This window comes from Bradyrhizobium cosmicum, from assembly GCF_032290525.1.
Taxonomy (GTDB): Bacteria; Pseudomonadota; Alphaproteobacteria; order Rhizobiales; family Xanthobacteraceae; genus Bradyrhizobium; species Bradyrhizobium cosmicum_A.
Window position 1 is genome coordinate 13,632 of the sequence record NZ_JASXTA010000027.1, and the last position, 26,233, is coordinate 39,864.

Sequence of the window (26,233 nt, forward strand, 5' to 3'; positions counted from 1 at the left end):
AAGAATATCTGATGCCGATCGATTCTTCGGAACCAGCATCGGCTGAACCGACGGCCGGTTTGGCGCGACGATTCACTTAAGGATGCCAAACACGACCGGTACGCCATGACCATCCGCAAGACCATCGCCGCCCTTGGCCTGATTTCCGCCCTTGGCTCCGCCTTCCCCGTGCCGGTGCTCGCCCAGGTCTGCACCCGGCAAGGGGGCGATGTGAGCTGCGATGACGGGCGGCGCGGAATGCTTTCGGGCGATGCCATCCTCTGGCCGGACGGCACGCGCTCGAGCTCGACGCCGCATCCAAGCGTGATCATCGGCAACAAAAGCTCGGTACATGTCGGGTCCGGCGTGTTCGTCGGCCAGGGCAAGGGCATGGTGCCGCTGGATGATCCCAACGCGCCGAACAAGCGGCAGTGCGCGACTCTGGATGGCGTGCCGTACTGCCATTGAAGGCTTGTTGCCGTTGAGGGCTTGGCGCCCGCTCGCGGGCCGCCTGCGGGCCGCAGGAGACGAGCTAGATCAGCCGCACGCCAGAGATGGCCGACTTCAGCCAGCGCAACGCTTGCGGCGGCTGTGTTGCGAGCGGCGCGACGGTTGCCTTCTCAGTCCGGCACTTCTCCAGCTCGGCGACGAAATCCGTCGACCATTGCTGGATGGTGTGGCCGCGCAGCGTCTTCATCATCGCGTCCCAGCGCATCTTGCGCTCGGTGAGCGGCATCGCGGCCGCAACCGCGATCGCACGGGCCATGCCGTCGATGTCGTGCGGGTTGACCAGCAGCGCGGCGTCGAGCTCGTTGGCGGCGCCGGCGAATTTCGACAGCACCAGCACGCCGGGGTCGGCCGGATTTTGCGCGGCGACATATTCCTTGGCGACGAGGTTCATGCCGTCATGCAGCGGCGTCACCACGCCGATCTGCGCGGTGCGGTAGAGGCCCGCGAGCACGGCCTGGCTGAAACCCTTGTTCAGATAGCGGATCGGCGTCCAGTCCACCTCGCCATGGCGGCCGTTGACGTCGGTGACGAGACGCGCAACCTCGTTCTGGAGATTGCCGTAGGCCTCGATCGCCCCGCGCGAGGGATTGGCGATCTGGAGCAGCGAGATGCTGCGCGCAAATTGCGGTTGGTCGGTCCAGAGCCGGTCGAACGCGCTGATGCGGTTGACGAGGCCCTTGGAATAGTCGAGCCGGTCGACTCCGATCGCGAGCCGCTCGCCATTGAGGCTGCGACGCAGCCGCGACACGTCGGGATGCGAGGCCGACTTCGCAGCGTAAGCTGCGAACTTTTCCGCATCGATGCCGATCGGAAAGACCTCGCAGCGCGTACGGCCATACTGCGAGAGCACGACCCCGTCCTCGATGGCAAGGCCAAGCTCGCCGCCGGCATAGCCGAGGAAATTCTGGCAGTCCTCGTTGGTCTGGAAACCGAGAAGATCGTAGGCCAGCATCGCCGTGATCAGTTCGCGATGATTGGGCACGCCCTGCATCACCGCGGTCACCGGCCACGGCGTATGCAGAAAGAAGCCGATCGGATCGTCGACGCCGAGATCGCGCAGCTCCGCGCCGAGCGCGAGGAAATGATAATCCTGCACCCAGAACGCGGTCTTGACCTTTCGGAAGCGCATCAAGGCGCGCGCCATGAAGGCGTTGACCTCGCGATAGCTGACATAGTCGTCGCGAGAGACGCGGATCAGGTCGCTGCGCGAATGCAGGGCCGGCCACAGCGCCGAATTGGCAAAGCCTTCGTAATAGCCGCCGTAATGCGCCGCCGGCAGATCCAGCGTCGCAATCGCGCCCGTGCCGAGCGCTTCGATCTCGGCGAAGGGTTCTTTCTGGTGGCCGTCGCGCACGCGGCCGGAGGACCCCACCCAGATAGCTCCTGAATGCTCCACGACGGGAAGCAACGCCGCCGCAAGGCCGCCGGTCATGGGTTCGTTGGGTTTGCCGCGCGCAACTCGATTCGAAACGACGACTAAGTTCACAGGCCGTTCCCTCCTGTTCATTCCACCTCGTTTAACTGCCGTTCATCAATATGGTTCCTGATCATCATTTGTACGAAATGAAACCAAAATCAGGCGCATGCATTGGAAATGCGATTTCCTTGCGGGAACCCGCCGATTTCACTCAACAAACTCTGTTTTCGTGTGGCTGCGTTGCGTCGCGTCAATTGCGCGCACGAGGGAAGGACGCCCAGACAATGTGGCCCTGAGGTGACGGCGCCCTATTCGAGCCTTGTATCGTCGAGCAGACGCGCGAGGAACGCGCGCACATCGTTCGGCGTATCGAAATGACCATTGACGCCGACGCTGCGGCGGCCGACCGAGAAGGCGAGCCCGTTCATATCAGGCATGATTGCGAACACGGTTTCATCCGTGACGTCGTCGCCGATGAAGATCGGGCGGCGCCCTTTGAAGGGCTCGTGTTTCATCAGTTCGCGCACGCCGGTCGCCTTGGTGAAACCGGAATGCTTGATCTCGCAAACGAACTTGCCCGGCAGCACCTCGATCGGCGCATTTGGCAGGTCGGCGCGGATCAGCGAGACGGCTTCGTAGATCGCCTTCTCCGCATGCGGCGCGAGGCGATAATGCAGCGCCAGCGAATAGCCCTTGTCCTCGAGCAGAATGCCGGGGCTGAGCTTTGCGATCGCGGCCAGACGCCGCTTCAACTCCTTGTCCATCGGCGGCGCGTGCACGTCATCCGCCTCGTTGTCCACCGACAGGCGCATCTCTGCACCATGTCCGGCGACGGCACGAAAGACATCGGGCGCAAAGATCAGATCGATGTCGTTGAGCGAGCGGCCGCTGACCATCGCCAGCGCGCCCGACGTGCGCTCAGTCAGCCGGTTCAGCGTTTCCGACAGGCCCGGCGGAACCCATACCTCGCGCGGCGTCGGCATCAGGTCGAGCAGCGTGCCGTCGATATCGAGCAGGATCGCGGTTTCGCCGAGATGCGGCACGAGCGCGTGCGGCACCGGCACCGCGTCGGGCGCTTCGTCATCGTCGAGCATGGTGGTGGTGGGCTTCTGATCCAGTTCAGCGAGTTCCGATTTCATAGTCTACTCCAAGAAGGCAAGCGGCCGCGCGATTTGTTCGAGCGATTTGCGTTCCGCAGCGATGGCGTAGCGCCACGCCACGATTGCGGCCGCGATCATCAGGAATGCCCCCAGCAGATAGCCGGCGAACACGCTCGTGCGTGATCCCGTATCGATCAGTGCGCCGAACAGCGCGGGTCCGATGACGCCGCCGATGCCGGTGCCGACCGCATAGAACACCGCGATCGCCAGCGCGCGGACTTCCAGCGGAAAGGTTTCGCTGACGGTGAGATAGGCTGCGCTCGCGGCGGGCGAGGCAAAGAAGAAGATCACCATCCAGGCGACCGTCTGCCCCTGCGCGCTCAGTGCGCCGATCGAGAACAGATAGCCTGACAGCGCCAGCAACAGGCCCGACACACCGTAGGTGAACATGATCATGACGCGGCGACCAAGCGTGTCGAAGAGACGGCCGAGCAACAATGGCCCGAGGAAATTGCCGGCGGCGAACGGCAGGAGATACCAGCCGACATGGTCGGCGCGGATACCGTAGAAATCGGTCAACACCAGCGCGAAGGTGAAGAAGATCGCATTGTAGAAGAAGGCCTGCGCGACCATCAGAACCAGGCCGACCAGCGCGCGCTGGCGATAGGCCCAGAACAGCGTGTGCACGACCTCACGGATGGGAGTGTGATCGCGCATCTTCAGGCGAACCTTGGTGAAATGGCCTTCGCCCACGTCCTGGTCGCGTCCGATCACCGAACGCTCGATTTCGTCGACGATGGCGTGGGCCTGTTCGGGACGGCCGTGGATCATCAGCCAGCGCGGACTTTCCGGAATCCACATCCGCATCAACAACACGACAAGGCCGATGGTGGCGCCGATGAGATAGGCCAGGCGCCAGCCGAGATCGGGGCCGATTGTGGCGGGATCGAGCAGCACGATAGCCGCCACCGCCCCCATCGCAGCACCGATCCAGAAGCTGCCGTTGATGACCAGATCGGTCCAGCCGCGATAGCGCGCCGGCACCAGTTCCTGGATGGTCGAATTGATCGCGGTATATTCGCCGCCGATCCCCGCACCGGTCAGAAAGCGGAACAGCGCGTAGCTTGCGACATCCCACGACAACGCGGTCGCGGCCGTCGCCGAGAGATAAAGCGCAAGCGTAATGAAGAACAGCTTCTTGCGGCCAATCCGGTCGGTGAGCCAGCCGAAGCCGAGCGCACCAAGCACCGCACCGGCGAGATAGGCCGAGTTGGCGACACCGAGATCGAGATTGGAGAACTGCATCGTCGGGCTCTGCTTGAGCGCGCCGGAGAGCGCGCCGGCCAGCGTCACCTCGAGGCCGTCCAGAATCCAGGTGATGCCGAGCGCCAGCACGACGCGGGTGTGAAAGCCGCTCCATGGCAGCGCATCGAGCCGCGAGGGAATGCTGGTCTCGACAATGCGGTCGGTCGCGGCCGCTGCCGCAGATCCATAGTTCAGCACCTGGCTTTGCTGCAATTCCATCGCGCTGTTGCGTTTGACCAATGAAGGCGGCCCGGTTCACACGGTGTGGACGCGGCCGATCCGATCATGGGGATGCGACATTCCGCCTGTCCCCTGCGACAACGTCCGCGGCATCGGCAGGTTCCCACAGGAACGCCCGCGGAGGCCGCCCGTTTCCGATGGAGCTGCAAGGAGTTCACGCATGGCTCACGTCAGAAAGACGACACATTCGCGAAAAGCTGGCGCGCGCAAGACAGCGGGCAGGAAGACCAGCACGGGGCGCAGCACCGCTGCGCGCAAGAGCACGAAGCGCGCCGCGCCAAAACGCTGGTCGCAGCGCGTGACCAGGGAGAGCGACGCGCTCGACCTCAAGCAGGGCGTGTTCAAGCTGACCAGCCCGAGGAAGATTGCCGCCTCGCTGAAGCGCTCGGCCGAGCACAGCGCGCGCCGCAAGACCGGCGCCTACCGCTCGGCGCTGTCGATGCTGACCTTCTACATCAACCGCGCCGGCACGACGCTGCCGAAGACACAACGCACGCGGCTGGAGCGGGCGAAGGTGGAATTGAAGCGGGCGTTCGGGAGGGAGTGAGACTCGGAAGCCGCCGCTCGCTCCGCGAGTCGTCCCGGACAAGCGCAGCCTCGGGCAGCGCGTAGCGTTGCTCGAAGCGGCGCGCAGATCCGGGACGACAGTGGAGGGCTGAGCGACAGCGAGGGTTCAGGACCGCAGCGATCCTATGCCGCCCTGATATTGCCCATGAACCGGTCGAGCTCGGCACGAAGACGGGTGCTTTCGCTGGACAGGGTTTTTGCCGAGTTCAGCACCTCTTCCGAGGCCGAGCCGGTCTCGGCGGCTCCGCGGTTGACCTGGCCGATGTCGGTGGCGGCGGTCTGGGTGCCCTGCGCCACGGTCTGGACGCTGCGCGCGATCTCCTGCGTCGCCGCGCCCTGCTGCTCGACGGCGCTGGCGATCGACGTCGAGATCGACGAGATCTGGCCGATGGTCGCGCCGATCTCCTTGATCGCGGCAACCGATTCGGCCGTTGCGCCCTGCATGCCCATGATGTGGGAGGAAATCTCGTCGGTGGCCTTGGCGGTCTGGCTCGCCAGCGACTTTACTTCGCTGGCGACAACGGCGAAGCCGCGACCGGCTTCGCCGGCGCGCGCCGCCTCGATGGTGGCGTTGAGGGCGAGAAGGTTGGTCTGCTCGGCGATCGCCGTGATCAGCTTGACGACCTCGCCGATCTGCTGGGCGGCATGCGAAAGCTTGCCGATCCGGCCGTCGGTTTCCCTGGCCTGCACCACGGCATTTTCCGCGATACGACTGGAGTCGCGGACCTGACGGCCGATCTCCTCGACCGAAGCAGACAATTCTTCCGTTGCGGTCGCGACCGACTGCATGTTGGAAGAGGCCTGCTCGGAGACGCCGGCAACCTGACTCGACAGGTTCTGCGTGGTCTCGGCCGTGCGCGTCAGCGTCGAGGCCGCCGATTCGAGCTGTACGGCGGAGGCCGAGACGTTGGAAACGATGGCGCCGACCGCGCTCTCGAAATCATCGGCGAAACGGATCAGCTCGGAGCGGCGCCTTGCGGCCTGCTCCCGGTTCTGCGCTTCGCTGGCAGCGGCATCGCGCTCCGCTTTCGCTATCGCCTGCACCTTGAATTCCTCGACCGCGCCGGCCATCTCGCCGATTTCGTCCTTGCGGCCGAGCCCCGGCAGCACGACGTCGAAATTGCCCGACGCGAGTTCGCGCATCGCCTTGCACATCGCGATCATCGGACGCGAGATGCCGTTGCCGAGCATCAGGGCCAGCACAGCGCCGATGGCGAGGCCGCCGAGTGCCAGCATCAGCATCAACCGCTCGGTCTCGACGATCGTGGTATTTGTGCTCGCCTCGATGCGCTGCTGATCGGCGGTCAGTTCCGAGCGCAGCTCGCCCGAGAGCTTGAGAATGGACGCGGCCGTCTTGGTCATCTCGCCGTTCGACTTGACGATGACCTTCACATTCTCCGTCAGCTTCGAGAAGGACGTGCGGTACTGCTTCAGCAGATTGCCGATCTCGGTGACGCGGTCGGTGATCTTCTGGTCGTTGGCATAGATCGAGACCAGCAGGGTCTCCAGGAACTTGATGCGGGCGATCACGCCGTCGGCGGTCTTCGGCTCCGGCTTGGCGACGAAGGCGCCGACTGAGGTTGAAACCGCCAGATATTGCGAGGTGATGTCCTTGGCGGTGGTCTGAACCGAGTTCAGGCCCGCCAGCGCCGCAGTGTCGGCGAGGTCGTCGAACTTGAAGCGGATCTTGTTGCCGACGCTGTTGAGCTCATCGGCTGCGATCTTGTTGTTCTCGCGCGTCAGCGTGATGATCTCGCTGAACACTTTCGTGAAGCGTTGAAACTCGGCCTCGAGCTTGCCGACCTGCTCGCGGCGGGCGGCGCCGGTCGTGGCCGCCACCGACTTGGCGATCGCGCCCTTCAGATTCTCTTCGGCCGCCTTGGCCGCGGTCTCGTCATCCGCCGCGCCGGTCAGCGTATAGGCCCGCGTCAGGCCCTGGTAAGCGATCAGATCCCGATCGACCGTCCGCGCGAGGTCCGCTTCGGCGACGCTGGAGCGGTAGGAGGCCACGGCGGCCTGGATCCGCTCGAAGCCGAAATAGGCGAAAGCCATGCTGACGGCGAGGATGGCCAGCACCGCCACGAAGCCCAGGATGATTTTTGCACGAAAACGCAAGGTGAGCAGCTTCGATGTGTTCGACTTGACGGGCATTCCCCACCCCATTCCATTCGCGGAAAACCAGGCGCAGCCGGGAAGCAGCCCGCTGCCCGACTCGCCGGTACGTTACGGGGCAAAGGATAAGCTGTGGTAAATTTGTGGCGCCGCAACTCGCTTGTCCGGGACGAGATCGAGCGAGCGGCGCGGTCCAGCCTTACGCCGCCCTGATATTTGCCATGAAGCGGTCGAGCTCGGCGCGCAGGCGCGTGCTTTCACTGGACAGGGTCTTGGCCGAATGCAGGACCTCCTCCGAGGCCGAGCCGGTCTCGGCGGCGCCGCGGTTGACCTGGCCGATATCGGTGGCGGCGGTCTGGGTGCCCTGGGCGACGGTCTGGACGCTGCGGGCGATCTCCTGCGTCGCCGCGCCCTGCTGCTCGACGGCGCTGGCGATCGACGTCGAGATCGACGAGATCTGGCCGATGGTTGCTCCGATCTCCTTGATCGCTGCGACCGACTCGGCGGTCGCGCCCTGCATGCCCATGATGTGGGAGGAAATCTCGTCGGTGGCCTTGGCAGTCTGGCTTGCCAGCGACTTTACTTCGCTGGCGACTACCGCGAAGCCGCGGCCGGCCTCACCGGCGCGCGCCGCCTCGATGGTGGCGTTGAGCGCGAGCAGGTTGGTCTGCTCGGCGATCGCGGTGATCAGCTTGACCACCTCGCCGATCTGCTGGGCGGCGTGCGAGAGCTTGCCGATCCGGCTGTCGGTCTCCCTGGCCTGCACCACGGCATTTTCCGCGATTCGACTGGAGTCGCGGACCTGGCGGCCGATCTCCTCGACCGAGGCGGACAGCTCTTCGGTCGCGGTCGCGACCGACTGCATGTTGGAAGAAGCCTGCTCGGAGACGCCGGCAACCTGACTCGACAGGCTCTGCGTGGTCTCGGCCGTGCGGGTCAGCGTCGAGGCCGCCGATTCGAGCTGCACGGCGGAGGCCGAGACGTTCGACACGATGGCGCCCACCGCGCTCTCGAAATCGTCGGCAAAGCGGATCAGCTCGGACCGGCGTGCGGCGGCCTGCTCCCGGTTCTGGGCTTCGCTGGCAGCGGCATCGCGCTCGGCCTTGGTCACGGCCTGGACCTTGAACTCCTCGACCGCGCCGGCCATCTCGCCGATTTCGTCCTTGCGGCCGAGACCCGGCAGCACGACGTCGAAATTGCCTGACGCGAGTTCGCGCATCGCCTTGCACATCGCGATCATCGGACGCGAGATGCCGGTGCCGAGCAGGAAGGCGAGGACCGCACCGAGCAGCGTGCCGCCGACCGCGAGCATCAGGACCAGTTGCTCGGTCTGCCCGATGGTCGCTTCCGACTCCGAATCGAGTCGCTGCTGTTCGGCGACCAGATCCGCCTTCATGGCGGTGGCGCCCTGAAGGATCGCGCCGGCCGAGCCGCTCATCTCGGTCACGAGCTCGTCGATCATCTTGGCGTTTGCGATCAACTTCTCCAGTGATTCCCGATACGCACCGAGCAATCCCTTGGCATCCTTCAGGCCGGCGACGATCTTATCGTCCATGGAATAGATCGCGCCGAGCGAGTTCTCGACGAATTTCAGCCGCGCCAGCGCGCTGGCGGCAATCGCCTGATCGGACGTCAGCACGAAATTGGTCGCCGCAGCGCTCGCGGTCTGGAATTGGGCGTTGACCTGCTTGGTCCCGAACTCGATCGCCTGCGCCTCGGAATCGGAGGCGTTGTTGCCGATGTCGTCGAGCTTGTACTTCAACAGGTTGGCGTTGCGCGTGAGCTGGTTCTGCACCAGCAGCGCGCTATCGCGCTTGGCCTGGAGGACTTTTGCGAAAGTCGCGGAGAAGTTCGAAAACTCCTTGGCGAGCTTGCCCAGGCTCTCCTGCCGCGCCGGCCGCTTGGCACTCTTGACCGCTTGGTCGATGGCACTCTTCAGGCTGGCCTCAGCGTCCAGCGCCGCCTTGGCATCGTCCTCCTTGCCGGTAACGACGAAATATTTGACGGCCGAACGGTAGGCGAGCAGTTCGCGGTCGATGTTGCGGGCGAGATCGGCCTCGGAAACGCTGCTGCGATAGGAGCCGACCCCGGCCGAGACCCGCTCGAAGCCGAAATAGGAGAAAGCCATGCTGCCGGCGGAGATCACCAGCACTGCGGCAAAGCCCAGGATGATCTTGGCGCGGAACCTGAGGGTCGGAAATATTGTACGCTTCGACGGCGACGCGATACGCCCGGACATTCCCAACCCCCAATTTTCTATTCAGCCGTGGTCCGGAAAGCGCCCCGCCTCCAGACCCGGATGCGCAAAACTAGGGCAGAATGGATAAGGGGCGGTAAATTCGGCGCGCCGGTACGATTTCCGGCTTTATCGGCCAAAGGCCGACCCGGGCGGCCAAAATCCTAGTTGCCAAGCCCGGGGGCAGCGGTCTCTAATTAGAAACAATCAAAATCATCCCGGGAGGACTCCAACCGTGTCTACAGTCAAACTGACGGTGAACGGCAAGGCCGTTGCCGTCGATGTCGAGGACCGCACGCTGCTGGTCCAACTCCTCCGCGAGAACCTCAACCTTACCGGAACCCATGTCGGCTGCGACACCAGCCAGTGCGGCGCCTGTGTCGTGCATATGGATGGCCGGGCGGTGAAATCCTGCACCATGCTGGCGGGCCAGGCCGACGGCGCCAGCATCATCACCATCGAGGGCATCGCCAAGGGCGACGAGCTGCACCCGATGCAGGCGGCTTTTCGCGACAACCATGGCCTTCAATGCGGCTACTGCACGCCGGGCATGATCATGTCGGCGATCGACATCGTGCACCGCCATGGTGGCCAGCTCGACGAGGCCACCGTCCGCCAAGAGCTGGAAGGCAATATCTGCCGCTGCACCGGCTACCACAACATCGTGAAAGCCGTGCTGGATGCGGCCGGACGCATGAAGGTCTCGCAGGCGGCCGAGTAACGGCGGCGCGCCTCGATAGAACAAATCACCGCTGCCGCTCTCGAAGGAAAGCGCAGCCATAAAATTTCCGGTCGGGAGGACCAGTCATGGGTGTTGAAGGCATCGGCGCGCGCGTCGTGCGCAAGGAAGACAAGCGTTTCATCACCGGCAAGGGCCGGTACGTCGACGATATCAAGCTGATGGGCATGACCCATGCCCATTTCATCAGAAGCCCGCATGCCCATGCCAAGGTGAAGGGAATCGATTCCTCCGCCGCGCTGAAGATGCCGGGCGTCGTCGCGGTGCTCACGGGCCAGCAGATCGTCGAGGACAAGGTCGGCAACCTCATTTGCGGCTGGGCCATTACTTCCAAGGACGGCAGCCCGATGAAGATGGGCGCATGGCCCGCAATGGCGCCCGAAACGGTGCGCTTCGTCGGTCAGGCCGTCGCGGTCGTGATCGCCGACAGCAAGAATCTCGCGCGCGACGCGGCGGAAGCCGTGGTCGTGGATTATGAGGAGTTGCCGGCAGTCGCCGACATCCACTCCGCGATCAAATCAGGCGCGCCGCAGCTGCACCCCGAAGCTCCCGGCAACCAGGTCTATGACTGGGTGCTCGGCGACGAGGGCGCGACCGATGCCGCCTTCGCCAAGGCCGCCAACGTCGTCAAGCTCGACGTCACCAACAACCGCCTCGCCCCCAACGCGATGGAGCCGCGCGCGGCGATCGCCGATTACGACACGGCGGAAGAGCATTTCACGCTGTATACGACGTCGCAGAACCCGCACGTCGCCCGCCTCGTGCTGTCGGCGTTCTACAACATCGCCCCCGAGCACAAGCTGCGCGTGATCGCCCCCGACGTCGGCGGCGGTTTCGGCTCGAAAATCTTCATCTATCCCGAGGAGATGGTGGCGCTGTGGGCTTCGAAGAAGATCGGCCGTCCGGTGAAATGGACTGGCGACCGCACCGAGGCCTTCCTCACCGACGCGCATGGGCGCGACCATGTCACTCATGCCGAGATGGCGTTCGACGCGAACAACAAGATCACCGGGCTCAAGGTGAAGACCTACGCCAATTTCGGCGCCTACATGTCGCTGTTCTCGTCGTCAGTCCCGACCTATCTCTACGCCACGCTGCTGTCGGGCCAGTACAACATCCCGGCGATCCACGCCGAGGTGATCGGCGTCTACACCAACACCACGCCGGTCGATGCTTATCGCGGCGCGGGCCGTCCCGAGGCGAGCTATCTGATCGAACGTCTGATGGAGACGGCGGCGCGGCAGTTGAACGTCGATCCGGCTGCGCTGCGCCGAACCAACTTCATCACCCAGTTCCCGCACCAGACGCCGGTGATCATGGCCTACGACACCGGCGACTTTAACGCCTCGCTCGACGCCGCGATGAAGGCGATCGACTATGCCGGCTTCCCCGCCCGCAAGGCCAAGGCGAAGGCCGACGGCAAGCTGCGCGGCATCGGCGTCTCCTGCTACATCGAGGCCTGTGGCATCGCCCCGTCCAAGGCGGTCGGCAGCCTTGGCGCCGGCGTTGGTCTTTGGGAGTCCGCAGAAGTGCGCGTCAACCCGGTCGGCACCATCGAGATCCTCACCGGCTCGCACAGCCATGGCCAGGGTCACGAGACCACATTCTGCCAGCTCGTCGCCGAGCGCTTGGGCGTTCCCATCAGCCAGGTCTCGATCGTCCATGGCGATACCGACAAGGTGCAGTTCGGCATGGGCACCTACGGCTCGCGCTCGGCCGCCGTCGGTCTCACCGCGATCCTGAAGGCGATGGAGAAGATGGAATCCAAGGCCAAGAAGATCGCAGCGCATGCGCTGGAAGCATCCGAGGGCGACATCGTCATCGAGAACGGCGAGTTCAAAGTCGCCGGTACTGACAAGGCGATCGCCTTCCCGATGGTGGCGCTCGCGGCCTACACCGCGCACAACCTGCCTGACGGGATGGAGCCGGGCCTGAAGGAGAGCGCCTTCTACGATCCCACCAACTTCACCTTCCCGGCCGGCACATATATCTGCGAGCTCGAGGTCGATCCCGGCACCGGCAAGACCTCCTTCGTCAACTTCGTCGCGGCCGACGATTTCGGTCGGCTGATCAACCCTATGATTGTCGAAGGCCAGGTCCATGGCGGCCTTGCTCAGGGAATCGGACAGGCACTGCTTGAGCACGCCATCTACGACGCTAGCGGCCAGCCGGTCACGGCCTCGTTCATGGACTACGCCATGCCGCGCGCCGACGATTTGCCATCGTTCAATCTCTCCCACACCACGACGCTCTGCCCGGGCAATCCGCTGGGCATCAAGGGCTGCGGTGAGGCCGGCGCGATCGGCGCCTCTGCTGCCGTGATCAATGCGATCACGGATGCGATCGGCAAGAACAATCTGGAAATGCCCGCAACCCCTGATCGGGTGTGGCGCACGATCCACGCGGCCTGAAGGAGGAACGAAGATGTACCAGACCACTTATCATCGCGCCTCCACCGTCGACGAAGCGGCAAGCTTGTTCGCCAAGAGCAGCGAAGCAAAGTTCCTTGCTGGCGGCCAGACGCTGCTGCCGGTGATGAAGCAGCGACTCGCCAGCCCCTCCGATGTGATCGACCTCGGCAAGATCAAGGAGCTGCAGGGCGTCGAGCTGTCGGGCGACGTGCTGACCATCAAGGCCGGCACGACCTATTTCGACATCATGCAGAATGCGGACGTGAAGAAGGCGATCCCCGCGATTGCCTATCTCACCTCGGTGCTTGGCGACCCCGCCGTGCGCTATCGCGGCACGATCGGCGGCTCGATCGCCAACAACGATCCCGCTGCCGATTTCCCGGCCGCGTTACTCGCGCTCGGCGCGACCGTGAAGACCAACAAGCGGTCGATCTCGGCCGAGGACTTCTTCCAGGGCCTGTTCACCACGGCGCTCGGAGACGGCGAGATCATCACCGCCGTGTCGTTCCCGGTTCCGGCGAAGGCAGGCTACGAGAAAATGCGGCACCCGGCCTCGCGCTTCGCGCTGACCGGCGTGTTCGTGGCGCAGACCAAGTCGGGCGAGGTCCGGGTGGCCGCCACCGGCGCCTCCCAGAGCGGCGTGATGCGGGTCCCCGCGATCGAAGCCGCGCTGAAAGCGAACTGGTCGCCGTCGGCGATCGACAGCGTGAGCATTTCGGCGAGCAATCTGCTGGCCGATATCCACGGCACGGCCGAGTACCGCGCCAACTTGATCAAGGTGATGGCACAGCGCGCCGTAACTGCTGCCGGCTGACGGCGCCTCAACACAAATTTTCCGCGGCGCGCACTTCGGTGCGCGCCGCTTTTATTTTGGCCATGCGGCACGAATACCGCTTGCCTCGCTGGCGCGAAGGCGAGAAAAGTTAATCAGCCAATTAACTCGCCCACAGAGGAACGTCAGAGGTAGTTGCCGGACCATCCGGCACTTGCCTGCGACCCGAGGAAACAACAACGTGCTCGACAAATCCGCTCCCACCTCCTCCGTCCGCACCTCCGGTCCCCTTTCCGGCTTCCGCATCGTCGAGTTCGCCGGCATCGGCCCGGGCCCGTTCGCCTGCATGATGCTGGCCGACATGGGTGCCGACGTCGTCACGCTCGACCGCGTCGGCGCGAAGAAGAGCATGAAGTCCGTGGCAGGCCGCGGCCGCAAGGTGATCGAGCTCGACCTCAAAGACAAGGCGGCGATCGCAGAGGTGCTCGACCTGCTTGCCAACGCCGATGCGCTGGTCGAGGGCTTTCGTCCCGGCGTGATGGAGCGGCTCGGGCTCGGCCCTGATGTCGTGCTCGCGCGCAATCCAAAGCTCGTCTACGGCCGCATGACCGGCTGGGGCCAGGAGGGCCCGCTTGCCAACGCCGCCGGCCACGACATCAACTACATCTCGATCACCGGCGCGCTGGCAGCGATCGGACCGAAGGAAGCACCGGTGCCGCCGCTCAACCTGGTCGGTGATTTCGGCGGCGGCGCGCTCTATCTCGTCGTCGGCGTGCTCGCCGCGCTGTTGGAAGCGCAGAGATCCGGCAAGGGCCAGGTCGTCGACGCCGCGATGTGCGACGGCGCGGCTTCGCTGATGTCGTTCTTCTTCGACATGAAAACGATTGGCCGCTGGACCGAAAACCGCCATCAGAACTTCCTCGACGGTGGCGCGCATTTCTACGGCGTCTACGAATGCGCCTGCGGCCATTTCGTTTCGATCGGCTCGATCGAGCCGCAATTCTACGCGCTGCTGCGCCAGCATGCGGGCCTGACCGATGCCGATTTCGACGCTCAGATGGAGCCCAAGGCCTGGCCGGCGCTGAAGCAAAAGCTGCAGGCCGTGTTCAAGAGCAAGACCCGCGAGGACTGGTGCAGGATCATGGAAGGCACCGACATCTGCTTCGCACCGGTGCTGACGATGTCGGAAGCGACCGAGCATCCGCACATGGTCGCCCGACAGGTGTTCGTCGAGCGCCACGGCGTGAAGCAACCGGCGCCCGCGCCGCGCTTCTCGCGGACGCCGTCGGCGGTTCGCGAGCCGGAGGGAGCGGAGATCGGAGCGGTGACAGCTGCGTGGAAGAGGTAAAGTCTCCGCTACCGCGCCGAATTCAAATGTCGTCCCGGACAAGCGCAGCGAAGCGGAGCGCAGATCCGGGATCCATATCCGCAGGGCGTGGTTTTGGCGGGGACCGGCCGTTCGGTACTTCTACCGATCTCAATCGATGGCTTCCGCGGTATGGGTCCCGGATCTGCGCTTACGCTTGTCCGGGACGACACCTGTTTTGATGCGGCAGCGCGACCTACGACTTACGCCGCCGTATCCACCTTCAACACCCCGCGCCGGATCTGGTCTTCCTCGATCGATTCGAACAGCGCCTTGAAATTGCCCTCGCCAAAGCCGTCGTCGCCCTTGCGCTGGATGAACTCGAAGAAGATCGGGCCGATCGCGTTCGACGAGAATATCTGCAGCAGCACCTTGGTCTGGCCGCCGTCGACCACGCCCTCGCCGTCGATCAGGATGCCGTTCTTCTGTAAGCGACCGATATCCTCGCCGTGCCCGGGCAGGCGCGCGTCGATGCGCTCGAAATAAGTCTCGGGCGGCGCCGGCATGAACGGCAGGCCGGCCTCGCGCAGGCCTTCGATGGTGCCATAGATGTCGCGGCAACCGCAGGCGATGTGCTGAATGCCCTCGCCGCGATAGATTTTCAGATATTCCTCGATCTGCCCGGAATCGCCGGCGTCCTCGTTGATCGGAATCCTGATCTTGCCGTCCGGGCTGGTCAGTGCACGCGAGAACAGGCCGGAGGCGCGGCCCTCGATATCGAAGAAGCGGATCTGGCGGAAGTTGAAGAGCCTCTCATAGAAGCCGGTCCACACATCCATGCGGCCGCGATGGAGGTTGTGGGTGAGATGGTCGAGATAGAACAAGCCGGCACCGTTGGGGCGCGGATCGCGCGCGCCGAGCCATTCGAACTCGGCATCATAGGCCGAGCCCTTGGCGCCGTAGCGATCGACGAAATAAAGCAGGCTGCCGCCGATTCCCTTGATGGCGGGCACGTCGAGCGTCTTCTGCGCGGACGACACGTCCGCAGGTTCAGCACCGAGCGAAATCGCGCGCTCATAGGCCGCCTTCGCATCGACCACGCGAAACGCCATCGATGGCGCGCACGGGCCGTGCGCTGCGACGAACTCGAAGCCGTGGGTGCCGGGCTGCTCGTTGACGAGATAGTTGATGTCGCCCTGGCGGTAGACGGTGATTGCCTTGGTCTTGTGGCGCGCGACGGGCGCATAGCCCATCAGCTTGAACAGCGTATGCAGCTCTTCCGGATTGGGGTGGGCGTATTCGACGAACTCGAACCCGTCGGTGCCCATCGGATTGTCGGCCGTGATGGTGGCCGGCGGTGCATCGTGCGGAAACGGACCCATGTGCTCTCCCAATTTGCTGCTGCCCTGAACTATCCATCACGGAGCGCGCAATGAGCGTGCAAACGGGACTTGTTTTGGATATATTCTGCACACTCCGTGCATCAAATGGACAAACGACGCATGATTTCGGTTGACGCCTTCGACCTCAAGATCCTCGGCGCGCTCCAGGACGACGGCCGCCTCACCAATCAGGAACTGGCCGACCACGCCGGTCTCTCGGCCTCGCAATGCTCGCGGCGACGGATGCGGCTGGAGGAGGAGAAGGTGATCTCAGGCTATCACGCCGATCTCTCCAGCGAGGCGCTCGGCTTCGGCGTGATTGCCTTCATCCAGGTCGGCCTTGCGACCCACTCGCCGGACAATTCCAAGCGGTTTCGCACACTGGTTGGCCGCATCGACGAAATCCAGGAAGCCTATTCGCTGACGGGCGACGCCGATTACGTGCTCAAGGCCGTGCTGCGCGACCTCAAGGGTCTCTCCAACCTCGTCAATGACGTCCTGATGCCGCACCAGAGCGTGGCGCATGTGCGCTCCTCGATCGTGCTGGATCGGCTGAAGGAAAGCTCGAAGCTGCCGCTGAAGGATTTGAAAGCTGGCTGAAATTGAGGGAACTACGGCATTCGCACGTGACGCGCTGTCTGCGATCATCAGCCCCTCCGCGGAGAATCAACCATGGCCCTCCAGCTACGACCGAACTGCGAATATTGCGACCGCGATCTGCCGCCTGATGCAACGGACGCGCGGATCTGTTCTTATGAGTGTACGTTCTGTGCGGACTGCGTGGAGACGAAGCTCTCCAATGTCTGCCCGAATTGCGGCGGCGGCTTTGCCCCGCGCCCGATCAGACCTGCGCAGGAATGGCGGCCTGGCGTATGCACGACCAACCAGGCACCGTCGGACAAGCGGGTGCATTTGAAGTACAGCGTGGAGGATGTCGCGGCGCATTGCGCGCGGGTCAAGGACGTGCCGCCGGAGATGCGGTAGCTTTCGTAGGGTGGGCAAAGCGTAGCGTGCCCACCATAGCCATCGCGACCGGGAAGATGGTGGGCACGGCGCTATCGCACCTTTGCCCACCCTACGAAACCTGTGTGTGTCGCTCCCTACTCCGCCGCCAAAATCGTCCCCTCGACCTCGCCGAACCCGACCCGGTAACCATTTCCCTGGCACCAGCCGCGCATCACGAGGCTGTCGCCGTCTTCCAGGAACGAGCGTGTGACACCGCCGGGCAGTTCGACCGGCTCGGTGCCGTTCCAGCTGATTTCCAGCAGGCTGCCGCGCTGGTTCTTCTCGGGACCGGAGATGGTGCCGCTGCCTAAGAGATCGCCGACATTCATGGCGCAGCCGCTCGACGCATGATGCATCAGTTGCTGTACCGACGACCAGTACATGTATTTGAAATTGGTGCGGCTGATGCTGGCGGGCGCGTTGGCGCCGGGGGCGCGCAAGGAGACATCGAGCTCGACAGCGTAGTTCTGCGGCTTTCCCTGCCTGAGATAATCGAGCGGCACCGGGTCCTGCTCCGGTCCCTTCAGGCGGAACGGCTCCAGCGCCTCGCGCGTCACCACCCACGGGCTGATCGAGGTCGCAAAGGCCTTGGCGAGGAACGGGCCGAGCGGCACGTATTCCCACTGCTGGATGTCGCGCGCGCTCCAGTCGTTGAGCAGCACGAAGCCGAAGATCATCTCCTCGGCCTGTTGCTCCGTGAGCATGCCACCCATCGGCGACGACTGGCCAACTACGACACCCATCTCCAGCTCGAAGTCGAGCCGCTTGCACGGCCCGAAGCTCGGCACGTCGACATTCGGCGGCTTCAACTGTCCGCGCGGACGCTTCACCTTTGTGCCGGAGACCACGACCGTCGAGGCGCGACCGTTATAGGCGATCGGCATATGCAGCCAGTTCGGCTGCAGCGCATTGTCCTTGCCGCGGAACATCACGCCGACATTGGTGGCGTGTTCTTTCGAGGAATAGAAATCGGTGTAGCCGGAAACTGCGAACGGCAGATGCAGTTTGGCGTCGCGCATCGGCACCAGCGCCGCCTTGCGCAGCTCTTCATTGTCGCGCAGCTCCGGATGATCGGCACGTAAGAGCTCGCTGATCCGCGCGCGCGTCTTGGTCCAGACCTTCGGTCCCAGTGCCATGAACGGATTGAGCGAGGCCCCGGAGAACACACCGAGTGGCCCGACATCAAGCCGGGAATCCTGCTCGATCTCCCAGAGATCGAGCACATAACTGCCGATCGCGACGCCAACCCGCGGCGTCGGATTCACCGCGGTCGAGAACACGCCATAAGGCAGGTTCTGGATCGGGAAGTCGGAAGCGGGATCGACGCCGATGAAGGAGCGGAGGCTGGGGTCGTTGGGGTGGGGCACATGAGTCTCCAATCAAATAGTCGTCATGCCCGGGCTTGCCCCGGGCATCCATCCTTTCGAAGAGGGATGGATCGCCGGGTCAAGCCCGGCGATGACGAGTAACAGAACATCACGGCTTCTTCGGATCGAACCTTTTCTCCAGGCCCTTCCAGCAGTCCGCGTAGTCGTCCTGCAACGTCGCGGCGTTTGCGGCGTGCGCGGTGACACGCTGCGGGTAGCGGGTCTCGAACATGAACGCCATGGTGCCGGTCAGCTTCACCGGCTTCAGCTCCCCATTGCTGGCGTGCTCGAAGGCGTCGCGATCCGGGCCGTGCGGCAGCATGCAATTGTGCAGCGAGATGCCGCCCGGGACGAAGCCCTGTGGCTTCGCATCATACACGCCGTAGATCAGGCCCATGAACTCGCTCATGATGTTCATGTGATACCAGGGCGGACGGAAAGTGTTGTCGGCCACCATCCAGCGCTCAGGGAAGATGACGAAGTCGATATTCGCGGTACCCGCGGTCTCCGACGGCGAGGTCAGCACCGTGAAGATCGAGGGATCGGGGTGATCGAAGCCGATCGCGCCGACCGGAGAGAAGGTGCGCAGGTCGTATTTGTACGGCGCGTAATTGCCGTGCCAGGCGACGACGTCGATCGGCGAGTGGGCGAGCTGTGTCTTGAACAGCGCGCCGCCCCATTTCACGTAGAGCTCGGTCGGCGTGTCCTTGTCCTCGTAGTTCGCGACCGGCGTAAGGAAGTCGCGTGCATTGGCGAGGCAATTCGCGCCGATCGGCCCGCGTTCCGGCAGCGTGAAGGCGCCGCCGTAGTTCTCGCAAAGATAGCCGCGCGCCGGTCCCTTCGGAATCTCGACGCGGAACTTGACACCGCGCGGGATCACGACGATCTCGCCCGGCTCCGCATCGATGCGGCCGAACTCGGTCACGAGGCGCAGATTGCCCTGCTGCAGCACGAACATCAGCTCGCCGTCGGCATTGTAGAAATGCTGGTCCACCATCGATTTGGTGATGAGATAGACATGCGCGGCCATGCCGGCCTGGGTGTTGACGTCGCCGGCCGTCGTCATGGTCTGCACGCCCTGCAGGAAGGTCATATCCTCCTTCGGGATTGGCGCCGGGTCCCAGCGGAGTTGCGCGATCGGCAGATCGTTTTCATGGCAGGGCGCGGAGCGCCACAGGCCAGTGTCGGCCTTCTCGAAGCGGCCGGAATGCTTCACCGAGGGCCGGATGCGATAGAGCCAGGAGCGCTCGTTGCTGCCGCGCGGGGCGGTGAAGGGCGAACCGGAGAGTTGCTCGGCGTAAAGACCATAGGCACAGCGCTGCGGCGAGTTGCGGCCGATCGGCAGCGCGCCCGGCAGCGCCTCGGTCTCAAAGCTGTTGCCGAAGCCGGACATGTACCCCGGCGTCACCTGCGCCGAGCTTCGAATAATCTGATCAGGCGAGGTATTGATGTTCATGTCTATCCTCCTCCTTGCAAAGCAGCCCACATTTCCTGATCGCGCTTGTCGGTCCAGATCACGGGGTCATCGATCCCCGAGGCCTCGTCGAAGGCACGCGAAACGTTGAACGGCAGGCAGTGCTCGTAGATGGCGAAACTGTGGAATTTCGGATCCATCACTTCGCGCGTCGCCGCCATTGTCTCTTTGAGTGTGCGCCCCTTGGCGACCGAGATTTCTGCCGCGCCATAGAGCGAGGTGACGAAATCGCGCGTCATCGCGATGGCTTCGCGCACCGTGGCGACGCCCTTGAGCGCATCGCCGCGGCCCGGCGCGATTGCCTTGGGATTGAAGTTGCGGATCTCGTTCAGCGTCAGCGGCCATTCGCGCAAGTGCGCGTCGCCGCAATAGCAGGCCGAGTGGTATTCGATGAGATCGCCGGAGAACATGACCTCGGCATCCGGCACCCAGGCGACGATATCGCCCGAGGTGTGACCGGCCCCTAGCTGCATCAGGCGCACCTCGCGCTTGCCGAGATAGATCGACATCTCGCCTTCGAAGGTCAGCGTCGGCCAGGTCAGGCCGGGAATGCTTTGCGCATCCTGGAACAGGCGTGGAAAGCGGCCGTATTCGGAATCCCAGTCCTGCTGACCACGCTCCGCGATCAGCCGATAGGTCTCCTGCGAGGCGACGATGCCCTGCGCCTTGTAGGCGGAGGCACCCAGCACGCGCACGGCGTGATAATGCGACAGCACGACGTATTTAATCGGCTTGTCGGTGACCGTGCGGACACGCTCGATCACCTTGTTCGCCATCGCCGGCGTCGACTGCGCGTCGAAAACGAGACAGCCGTCGTCGCCTACGATGATGGCGGTGTTCGGGTCGCCCTCGGCAGTGAAGGCGTAGAGATCGGTGCCGATCTCGGAGAAGGTGATCTTCTTCTCGGAGAGATCGCCGGTGGATGCGAAATTCTTCGCCATCAGTTCATCCTTATAAGGTTATTGCTGTTGCTGTTGTTGCTGCTGGCCGTCGATCATTCGGCGTTTCGCCAGCACAAGCGCCTCCCTCAGCACGTCAATGTCGCCGATATGATTGGCGAGAATCAGCACCAGGGCCGCGTCGAAATCCGCGCTATGTTCATCCGTGAGGCCGCGATGCGCCTCGACGATGGCGCGAAACGCGTCGTCGGGCCGGGCGAAGTTCGAGCTGGTGGAAAGCGGCATGCGAAACCTCAATTCAGACCGACTGCCCGGGACAACGCTGCCGCAATTGCCTCGCGCGTCGGATGACGGAAGCGTGCCGCGACATAACCGTCGGGCCTGAGCAAATATGCGGCGCCCGGTTCCGCGTCATAGCGCTTCGCGACGAGGCCCGACGGATCGCCCAACCCGCCCCCGCCGCCGATGCGGATCTCCTTGACACCATCGGGCGCGCCGATCGCCGCGCCGTTGCTGAACGACAGCAAGGTGAAATCCGTTCCGCCCTTGCGGAATGCATCCGTCAGATAGGCTTGCGCGGCAACGGGCGCGTCGAGCATGGAACAGCCGGGAGACGGTCCGCCGCTCCACGCATCCGCATCGGGCGATGACAGCGGCGAGTCGTAGCTGCACGGCACCGAGAGCCGACCGCCATTGACCATGCGCTTGCCGAATTCGGTCTCCTTGGCGAGCGACAGCACCGCCTTGCGCAGCCGCGCTTCCTGATGCGAGTTCGGCGCCATGAAATCGGTCGAGCGGGTGGATTCGCGGATGTTCTCGTCGGCCGCGAGACTCCGCTCGACATGGTAGCTCTCGAGCAGGCTCGCGGGCGAGGTCCCGCGCAGCACCCGGTCGAGCTTCCAGGAGAGATTTTCTGCGTCCTCAAGCCCGGAATTGGCGCCGCGCGCACCGAAGGGCGAGACCTGATGCGCGGAGTCGCCTGCAAAGATCACGCGGCCATGGATGAAGCGATCCATCCGGCGGCACTGGAATTTGTAGAGCGAGATCCACTCGAACTCGAATTTGTCGTGACCCAGCATGCGCGCGATCCGTGGGCGCACGTTTTCGGGTCGTTTCTCGACGATCGGATCGGCGTAACGATTGAGCTGGAGATCGATGCGCCAGACATCGTCGGGCTGGCGGTGCAGCAGCGCCGAGCGTCCCGCATGAAACGGCGGATCGAACCAGAACCAGCGTTCGGTCGGAAACTCCGCCGTCATCTTGACGTCGGCGATCAGAAACTGATCCTCGAACACCTGCCCGGCAAACTCGGCGGCGACCATCTGCCGCAGCGATGAGCGTGCCCCGTCGCAGGCGACGACATATTGCGCGTGCAGACGGTAGGCGCCCTCGGGTGTTTCGATCGTCACCGCAACGGAATCGTTGCGCTGCTCCAGCGCCGTCACCTTGTTGCGCCAGCGCAGGTCGATCCCGGGCAGATCACCGATGCGATCGACCAGATAGGCTTCGGCGTAATATTGCTGGAGATTGATGAACGCCGGCCGCTTGTGGCCGTCCTCGGGCAGCAGGTTGAATTGATAGAGCTGCGACTCGCCGTGAAAGATGCGGCCAACGCTCCACACCACGCCCTTCTCGACCATGCTGTCGGCGACGCCGAGCCGGTCCCAGTATTCCAGCGAGCGTTTCGAGAAGCAGATCGCGCGGGATCCCTCGCCGATGCGGTCGGCATCGTCCAGAAGGATGACGCGCTGGCCGCGCTGGGCGAGGTCGATGGCGAGCGACAGTCCGACCGGGCCCGCGCCGACGACCACGACGGGATGCTCGGCCGGGCTTTGGGCCGGACGGTCCTGGTCGGGGTGACGGCGATAGCCGAACTGGGTTTTAGCCTGCTGCGTATTGGCCTGCGCCATGCGCTAACCTCGGCTCTGGTCAGGAGAGGACCAATCTGCTAGATAGTCTCACGTGCAACTATTTTGGACGGGAGCCGGCCGGCCGTCAACTGGAATTCGGAGTGCTGTTCTTGGCGAGGACATCCAGCGACATCGCGCTGAAGACGCGGAACGCCGATGAGGCTTCACCGCGGCCAAAGACCCGGCTCGATCTGTTCAAATTCGTCCCGTTCCGCCTGAACCGGCTCGCAGCGGAGGTGAGCGCCGCGCTTTCGGTCGAATATCAGGAGCGGCATGGTCTCGATATTCCGGCCTGGCGCGTGATCGCCACGCTCGGCTTCCGTAACGATGCCTGCAGCGCGCAGTACGTTTCGCAATGCACCCGCACGCACAAATCGACCATCAGCCGCGCGGTGACCACGCTGCTCAATGAGGGCTTGATCGAGCGCGTCGAGAACGAAGCCGACCGCCGCGAATTCCGCCTGCAACTGACGAAGAAGGGCCGCGCGCTCTATGAGGAGCTGTTCCCGCAATTGCTGCGGCGGGAGGACGAGATCCTCGCCTGTCTCTCGGCGCAGGAGCGCAAGCAATTATCGGCGCTGCTCGGCAAGATCGAGCAGAGCCTCGATCTGATCCAGACCAGCGAAGAGGCCGACGCGAAGCAGGCGTATTAGTCATCGCTGTCATTCCGGGGCGCGCGTAGCGCGAGCCCGGAATCATACTCCCGATCGTGATTATGGATTCCGGGCCTGCGCCGTCGGCGCATCCCGGAATGACGGCTGCGCCGTCACTTCGCAAACGACCGCGACGGCGGCAGGTGCAGCGCGAAGGCGTCGATCTTGTCGCTGGCGCGCGGATAGATCTCGGTTACGATCGGATCGTGGCCGGGAATGAACCTGTCGGGATTGCCGGCGAGACGCTCGATCGTCTCCCAGCCCTGCGCCATGTCGCCGATATTCAGGACGATCGGGAACGGGCTGCGGCGCTGCAGATTGGCGTAGTAATGCGCGGCATCGGACGCCAGCACCACCGGCCCGCGCGCGGTTTCGACCTTGACGACCTGCAAGCCGTCGGAATGGCCGCCGACCCGGTGCACGGTGACGCCGGGCGCAACCTCGCCATCGCCGGAATAGAAATTGACGCGCTCGCCATAGACATGGCGCACCATCTGCGTGACGTGCTCGACCGAGAACGGATGTCGCAGCAGTCCGTTGCACATGCAGCGGCCCGTCGCATAAGCCATCTCGCGCTCCTGGAGATGGAAGCGCGCATTCGGAAAGCGATCGAGATTACCGGCGTGGTCGTAATGCAGATGCGTCACGATGATGTCGCGGACGCTCGGCGCCGCGACCCCGAAGCGCTCCAGCGCATCGACCGGATTGAGCGTCAGCTTGCGCGCCCGCGCGCTCGCCTCCTCGGCATTGAAGCCGGTATCGACGAGAATATCGCGGCCGCCGCCGCGGATCAGCCAGACGAAGTAGTCGAGGTCCTGTGCCGCGCTGTCATGCGGGTCTGGCGCCAAAAAATTCATATGGGGGGTGCGCGGCGACATCGTCGCATAGCGCAGCGCGTAGATTTCGTAAGCGTTTCCCATGGTCTTACTTTTTTCTGAGTTGGATCGCGGGATGACCGGGCGCACCAAGCCATTGCCGGCCGGAAAGGTCAAACGCCGCGCGTTGCGGCCGAGACGGGCCTGCAATGTGAGAACAATCACACTATCGTCGCCGCAACTGCCCTAACGTGGCCGCTGGAATGCCCAACCAGATCGTGTCGAGTGCCACCGTGACCGTCCGTTTATTCCCCTCACTGCGCACCCCTACGTCGCGGTCAATTGTCGCGATAATGCCGAATCTCCAAGCGGTTGACGCCCCCCTTCCCCGGTTTGATAATGCACATTGCGTACGTTAAGGTCGCCGCGGCGCAAGCTGGTAACGGCGCCTTTTTGGCTGGACCGCGCTCATTATGAAAATTCGCTTCCTTTTTCTTCTCTCCTTGCTCGTTTCGCTCGTTCCGGCCGCGCCGTCCCTGGCCGCCGGGGACCGCTTTGCGCTGGTCATCGGCAACGCCAAATATCCGGATGCGGATGCCCCGCTGAAGGAACCGCTCAACGACGCGCGCGATGTCGCCGACGAGCTTAAGCGCGACGGCTTTTCGGTCGAAATCGGCGAGAACCTGACCGGCGATGGCATGCGCCGCGCCTTCGACAAGCTCTACGGCAAGATCAAGCCCGGCTCGGTGGCGCTGGTGTTCTTCAGCGGCTTCGGCATCCAGTCGGCGCGCCAGAGCTACATGCTGCCGATCGACGCGCAGATCTGGACCGAATCCGACGTGCGCCGCGACGGTATCAGCCTCGAGACCGTGCTCGGCGAGCTCAACACCCGTGGCGCCGGCGTCAAGATCGCGCTGATCGACGCCTCCAGGCGCAACCCGTTCGAGCGCCGGTTCCGCAGCTTCTCGGCCGGCCTGACCCCGGTCATCGCGCCGAACGGCACGCTGGTGATGTACTCGGCGGCGCTGGCCTCGGTGGTCTCGGATGCCGGCGGCGAGCACAGCCTGTTCGTCCAGGAGCTCCTGAAGGAAATTCGCGTCCCCGACCTGATGGCCGAGGAGACGCTGAACCGCACCAAGATGGGCGTCACCCGGGCCTCGCGCGGCGAGCAGGTGCCGTGGATCTCCTCTTCATTGGCGGAGGATTTTTCCTTCATTCCGGGCGCGGCTGGATCTCGCCCGCCGGTGGCGACACAGCCGCCTCCCGCGCCGCCCGTGGTCGCGAACAACCCGCCGCCGTCACCGCCCGCACCGCCTCCGACGCCGAAGCCGGCCGAAACGGTCGCAGCTCCCGCGCCTCCCCCTGCGCCCGCCCCGGCCCCGAAGCCCCAGGTCGAGGCCGCCCTGCCTCCGGCGCCTCCGCCGGTGAAACCGACCGAGGCCGCCCCCGCGCCGAGCACGGATAGCGGGCCGAACCCCGCCGTGCTGGCGGAGGATCCCACCATCAAGGGCCTGACGGCCAAGATCGCCGCCAATCCGGATGACGTGAACGCGCTGTACCGGCGCGGCCAGGTCTATGCCAGCAAGGGCGCCTACAACCTCGCCATCAAGGATTTCGACGACACGCTCCGGATCAACGCGAAGGATGTCGAGGCGCTGAACAACCGCTGCTGGACCCGCACCGTGATCGGCGATCTCCAGGGCGCGCTGAAGGATTGCAACGAGGCGCTGCGGCTGCGGCCGAACTTCGTCGATGCGCTGGACAGCCGGGGGCTCGTCAATCTGAAATCGGGCGCGGTCAAGAACGCCATCGCCGATTTCGACGCGGCCCTGAGGATCAACCCGCGCCTGACCTCCTCGCTCTATGGCCGCGGCATCGCCAAGCAGCGCAACGGCTCGGCCCAGGAAGGCGCGCTCGACATCGCCAATGCCAAGGCGATGGACCCGAACATCGTTCAGGAATTCGCAAGCTACGGAGTGCGCTAGTATTTTTTTGAGTTGAGGCGCCAGATGCCTCGAACCCCGGTGCCCCAAG

22 protein-coding genes are annotated in these 26,233 nt (G+C 64.1%); 10 read left to right on the forward strand and 12 right to left on the reverse strand.

Translation table 11 applies throughout. From position 1 onward, the window contains the following. Positions 1–105: 105 nt before the first annotated feature. Positions 106–447, forward strand: a complete 342-nt coding sequence (locus tag QSV46_RS33710; RefSeq protein WP_314961814.1) for a hypothetical protein — start codon at positions 106–108, stop codon at positions 445–447. 64 nt (positions 448–511) lie between these two features. Here the strand turns inward: QSV46_RS33710 and QSV46_RS33715 are convergent, their stop codons facing one another. From QSV46_RS33715 to QSV46_RS33725, 3 genes are all read right to left on the reverse strand, one after another. Further along, positions 512–1,975 (reverse strand): trehalose-6-phosphate synthase, encoded by a 1,464-nt coding sequence (locus QSV46_RS33715; protein ID WP_314961817.1) that lies wholly within the window; start codon positions 1,973–1,975, stop codon positions 512–514. Positions 1,976–2,214: 239 nt separating this feature from the next. Beyond that, positions 2,215–3,045 carry a trehalose-phosphatase gene (gene otsB / locus QSV46_RS33720; protein ID WP_314961820.1) on the reverse strand — a complete coding sequence of 277 codons (831 nt, stop codon included), beginning with the start codon at positions 3,043–3,045 and terminating at the stop codon, positions 2,215–2,217. A gap of 3 nt (positions 3,046–3,048) precedes the next feature. Next, positions 3,049–4,530, reverse strand: a complete 1,482-nt coding sequence (locus tag QSV46_RS33725) for an MFS transporter (RefSeq protein WP_314961822.1) — start codon at positions 4,528–4,530, stop codon at positions 3,049–3,051. 181 nt (positions 4,531–4,711) lie between these two features. On the opposite strand from QSV46_RS33725, the gene QSV46_RS33730 reads away from it, so the two are divergent. Continuing rightward, positions 4,712–5,098 carry a DUF3175 domain-containing protein gene (locus QSV46_RS33730; RefSeq protein WP_314961824.1) on the forward strand — a complete coding sequence of 129 codons (387 nt, stop codon included), beginning with the start codon at positions 4,712–4,714 and terminating at the stop codon, positions 5,096–5,098. Between the two features lie 143 nt (positions 5,099–5,241). Here the strand turns inward: QSV46_RS33730 and QSV46_RS33735 are convergent, their stop codons facing one another. Further along, entirely contained in the window at positions 5,242–7,269 is a 2,028-nt protein-coding gene (locus QSV46_RS33735; protein WP_314961826.1) for a HAMP domain-containing methyl-accepting chemotaxis protein, read from the reverse strand. Between the two features lie 160 nt (positions 7,270–7,429). After that, a complete protein-coding gene (locus QSV46_RS33740) occupies positions 7,430–9,469 on the reverse strand; it encodes a HAMP domain-containing methyl-accepting chemotaxis protein (RefSeq protein ID WP_314961828.1) in 2,040 nt (679 codons plus the stop codon). Positions 9,470–9,701: 232 nt separating this feature from the next. Between QSV46_RS33740 and QSV46_RS33745 the strand changes: the two genes are divergently transcribed. From QSV46_RS33745 to QSV46_RS33760, 4 genes are all read left to right on the forward strand, one after another. Further along, positions 9,702–10,187, forward strand: coding sequence for a (2Fe-2S)-binding protein (locus QSV46_RS33745; RefSeq protein WP_314961830.1), 486 nt, complete (start codon positions 9,702–9,704; stop codon positions 10,185–10,187). 86 nt (positions 10,188–10,273) lie between these two features. Beyond that, a complete protein-coding gene (locus QSV46_RS33750) occupies positions 10,274–12,616 on the forward strand; it encodes a xanthine dehydrogenase family protein molybdopterin-binding subunit (protein WP_314961832.1) in 2,343 nt (780 codons plus the stop codon). Positions 12,617–12,629: 13 nt separating this feature from the next. Continuing rightward, positions 12,630–13,430, forward strand: a complete 801-nt coding sequence (locus QSV46_RS33755) for a xanthine dehydrogenase family protein subunit M (protein WP_314961835.1) — start codon at positions 12,630–12,632, stop codon at positions 13,428–13,430. 199 nt (positions 13,431–13,629) lie between these two features. Further along, the gene (locus QSV46_RS33760; protein WP_314961838.1) at positions 13,630–14,736 is read left to right on the forward strand and encodes a CaiB/BaiF CoA-transferase family protein; all 1,107 of its coding nucleotides are present in this window, start codon (positions 13,630–13,632) and stop codon (positions 14,734–14,736) included. Between the two features lie 221 nt (positions 14,737–14,957). Here the strand turns inward: QSV46_RS33760 and hppD are convergent, their stop codons facing one another. Continuing rightward, positions 14,958–16,076 carry a 4-hydroxyphenylpyruvate dioxygenase gene (gene hppD / locus QSV46_RS33765; protein ID WP_314961841.1) on the reverse strand — a complete coding sequence of 373 codons (1,119 nt, stop codon included), beginning with the start codon at positions 16,074–16,076 and terminating at the stop codon, positions 14,958–14,960. 120 nt (positions 16,077–16,196) lie between these two features. Between hppD and QSV46_RS33770 the strand changes: the two genes are divergently transcribed. Both QSV46_RS33770 and QSV46_RS33775 read left to right on the forward strand, forming a co-directional pair. Continuing rightward, positions 16,197–16,676 carry an Lrp/AsnC family transcriptional regulator gene (locus tag QSV46_RS33770; RefSeq protein ID WP_314961843.1) on the forward strand — a complete coding sequence of 160 codons (480 nt, stop codon included), beginning with the start codon at positions 16,197–16,199 and terminating at the stop codon, positions 16,674–16,676. A 72-nt stretch (positions 16,677–16,748) separates the two neighbouring features. Then, positions 16,749–17,060 (forward strand): DUF1272 domain-containing protein, encoded by a 312-nt coding sequence (locus QSV46_RS33775; RefSeq protein ID WP_314961845.1) that lies wholly within the window; start codon positions 16,749–16,751, stop codon positions 17,058–17,060. Between the two features lie 116 nt (positions 17,061–17,176). On the opposite strand, the gene fahA is transcribed toward QSV46_RS33775, so the two are convergent. The 5 genes from fahA to QSV46_RS33800 form a co-directional block, all read right to left on the reverse strand. Next, the gene (gene fahA / locus QSV46_RS33780; RefSeq protein WP_314961852.1) at positions 17,177–18,448 is read right to left on the reverse strand and encodes a fumarylacetoacetase; all 1,272 of its coding nucleotides are present in this window, start codon (positions 18,446–18,448) and stop codon (positions 17,177–17,179) included. 109 nt (positions 18,449–18,557) lie between these two features. Continuing rightward, positions 18,558–19,904, reverse strand: coding sequence for a homogentisate 1,2-dioxygenase (hmgA, locus tag QSV46_RS33785; RefSeq protein ID WP_314961854.1), 1,347 nt, complete (start codon positions 19,902–19,904; stop codon positions 18,558–18,560). A gap of 2 nt (positions 19,905–19,906) precedes the next feature. Then, a complete protein-coding gene (locus QSV46_RS33790) occupies positions 19,907–20,863 on the reverse strand; it encodes an MBL fold metallo-hydrolase (protein WP_314961857.1) in 957 nt (318 codons plus the stop codon). An 18-nt stretch (positions 20,864–20,881) separates the two neighbouring features. Continuing rightward, positions 20,882–21,106, reverse strand: a complete 225-nt coding sequence (locus QSV46_RS33795; RefSeq protein WP_314961860.1) for a DUF2783 domain-containing protein — start codon at positions 21,104–21,106, stop codon at positions 20,882–20,884. An 8-nt stretch (positions 21,107–21,114) separates the two neighbouring features. After that, on the reverse strand, positions 21,115–22,731 hold the full coding sequence (locus tag QSV46_RS33800) for an FAD-dependent oxidoreductase (protein WP_314961863.1): 1,617 nt from the start codon (positions 22,729–22,731) through the stop codon (positions 21,115–21,117). A gap of 110 nt (positions 22,732–22,841) precedes the next feature. Here QSV46_RS33800 and QSV46_RS33805 point away from each other — a divergent pair, with 110 nt between their 5' ends. Beyond that, entirely contained in the window at positions 22,842–23,384 is a 543-nt protein-coding gene (locus QSV46_RS33805; protein WP_314961864.1) for a MarR family transcriptional regulator, read from the forward strand. 113 nt (positions 23,385–23,497) lie between these two features. Here the strand turns inward: QSV46_RS33805 and QSV46_RS33810 are convergent, their stop codons facing one another. Further along, a complete protein-coding gene (locus QSV46_RS33810; protein ID WP_314961867.1) occupies positions 23,498–24,304 on the reverse strand; it encodes an N-acyl homoserine lactonase family protein in 807 nt (268 codons plus the stop codon). 368 nt (positions 24,305–24,672) lie between these two features. On the opposite strand from QSV46_RS33810, the gene QSV46_RS33815 reads away from it, so the two are divergent. Next, positions 24,673–26,184 (forward strand): caspase family protein, encoded by a 1,512-nt coding sequence (locus tag QSV46_RS33815; RefSeq protein ID WP_314961869.1) that lies wholly within the window; start codon positions 24,673–24,675, stop codon positions 26,182–26,184. The last annotated feature ends 49 nt before the right edge of the window (positions 26,185–26,233 follow it).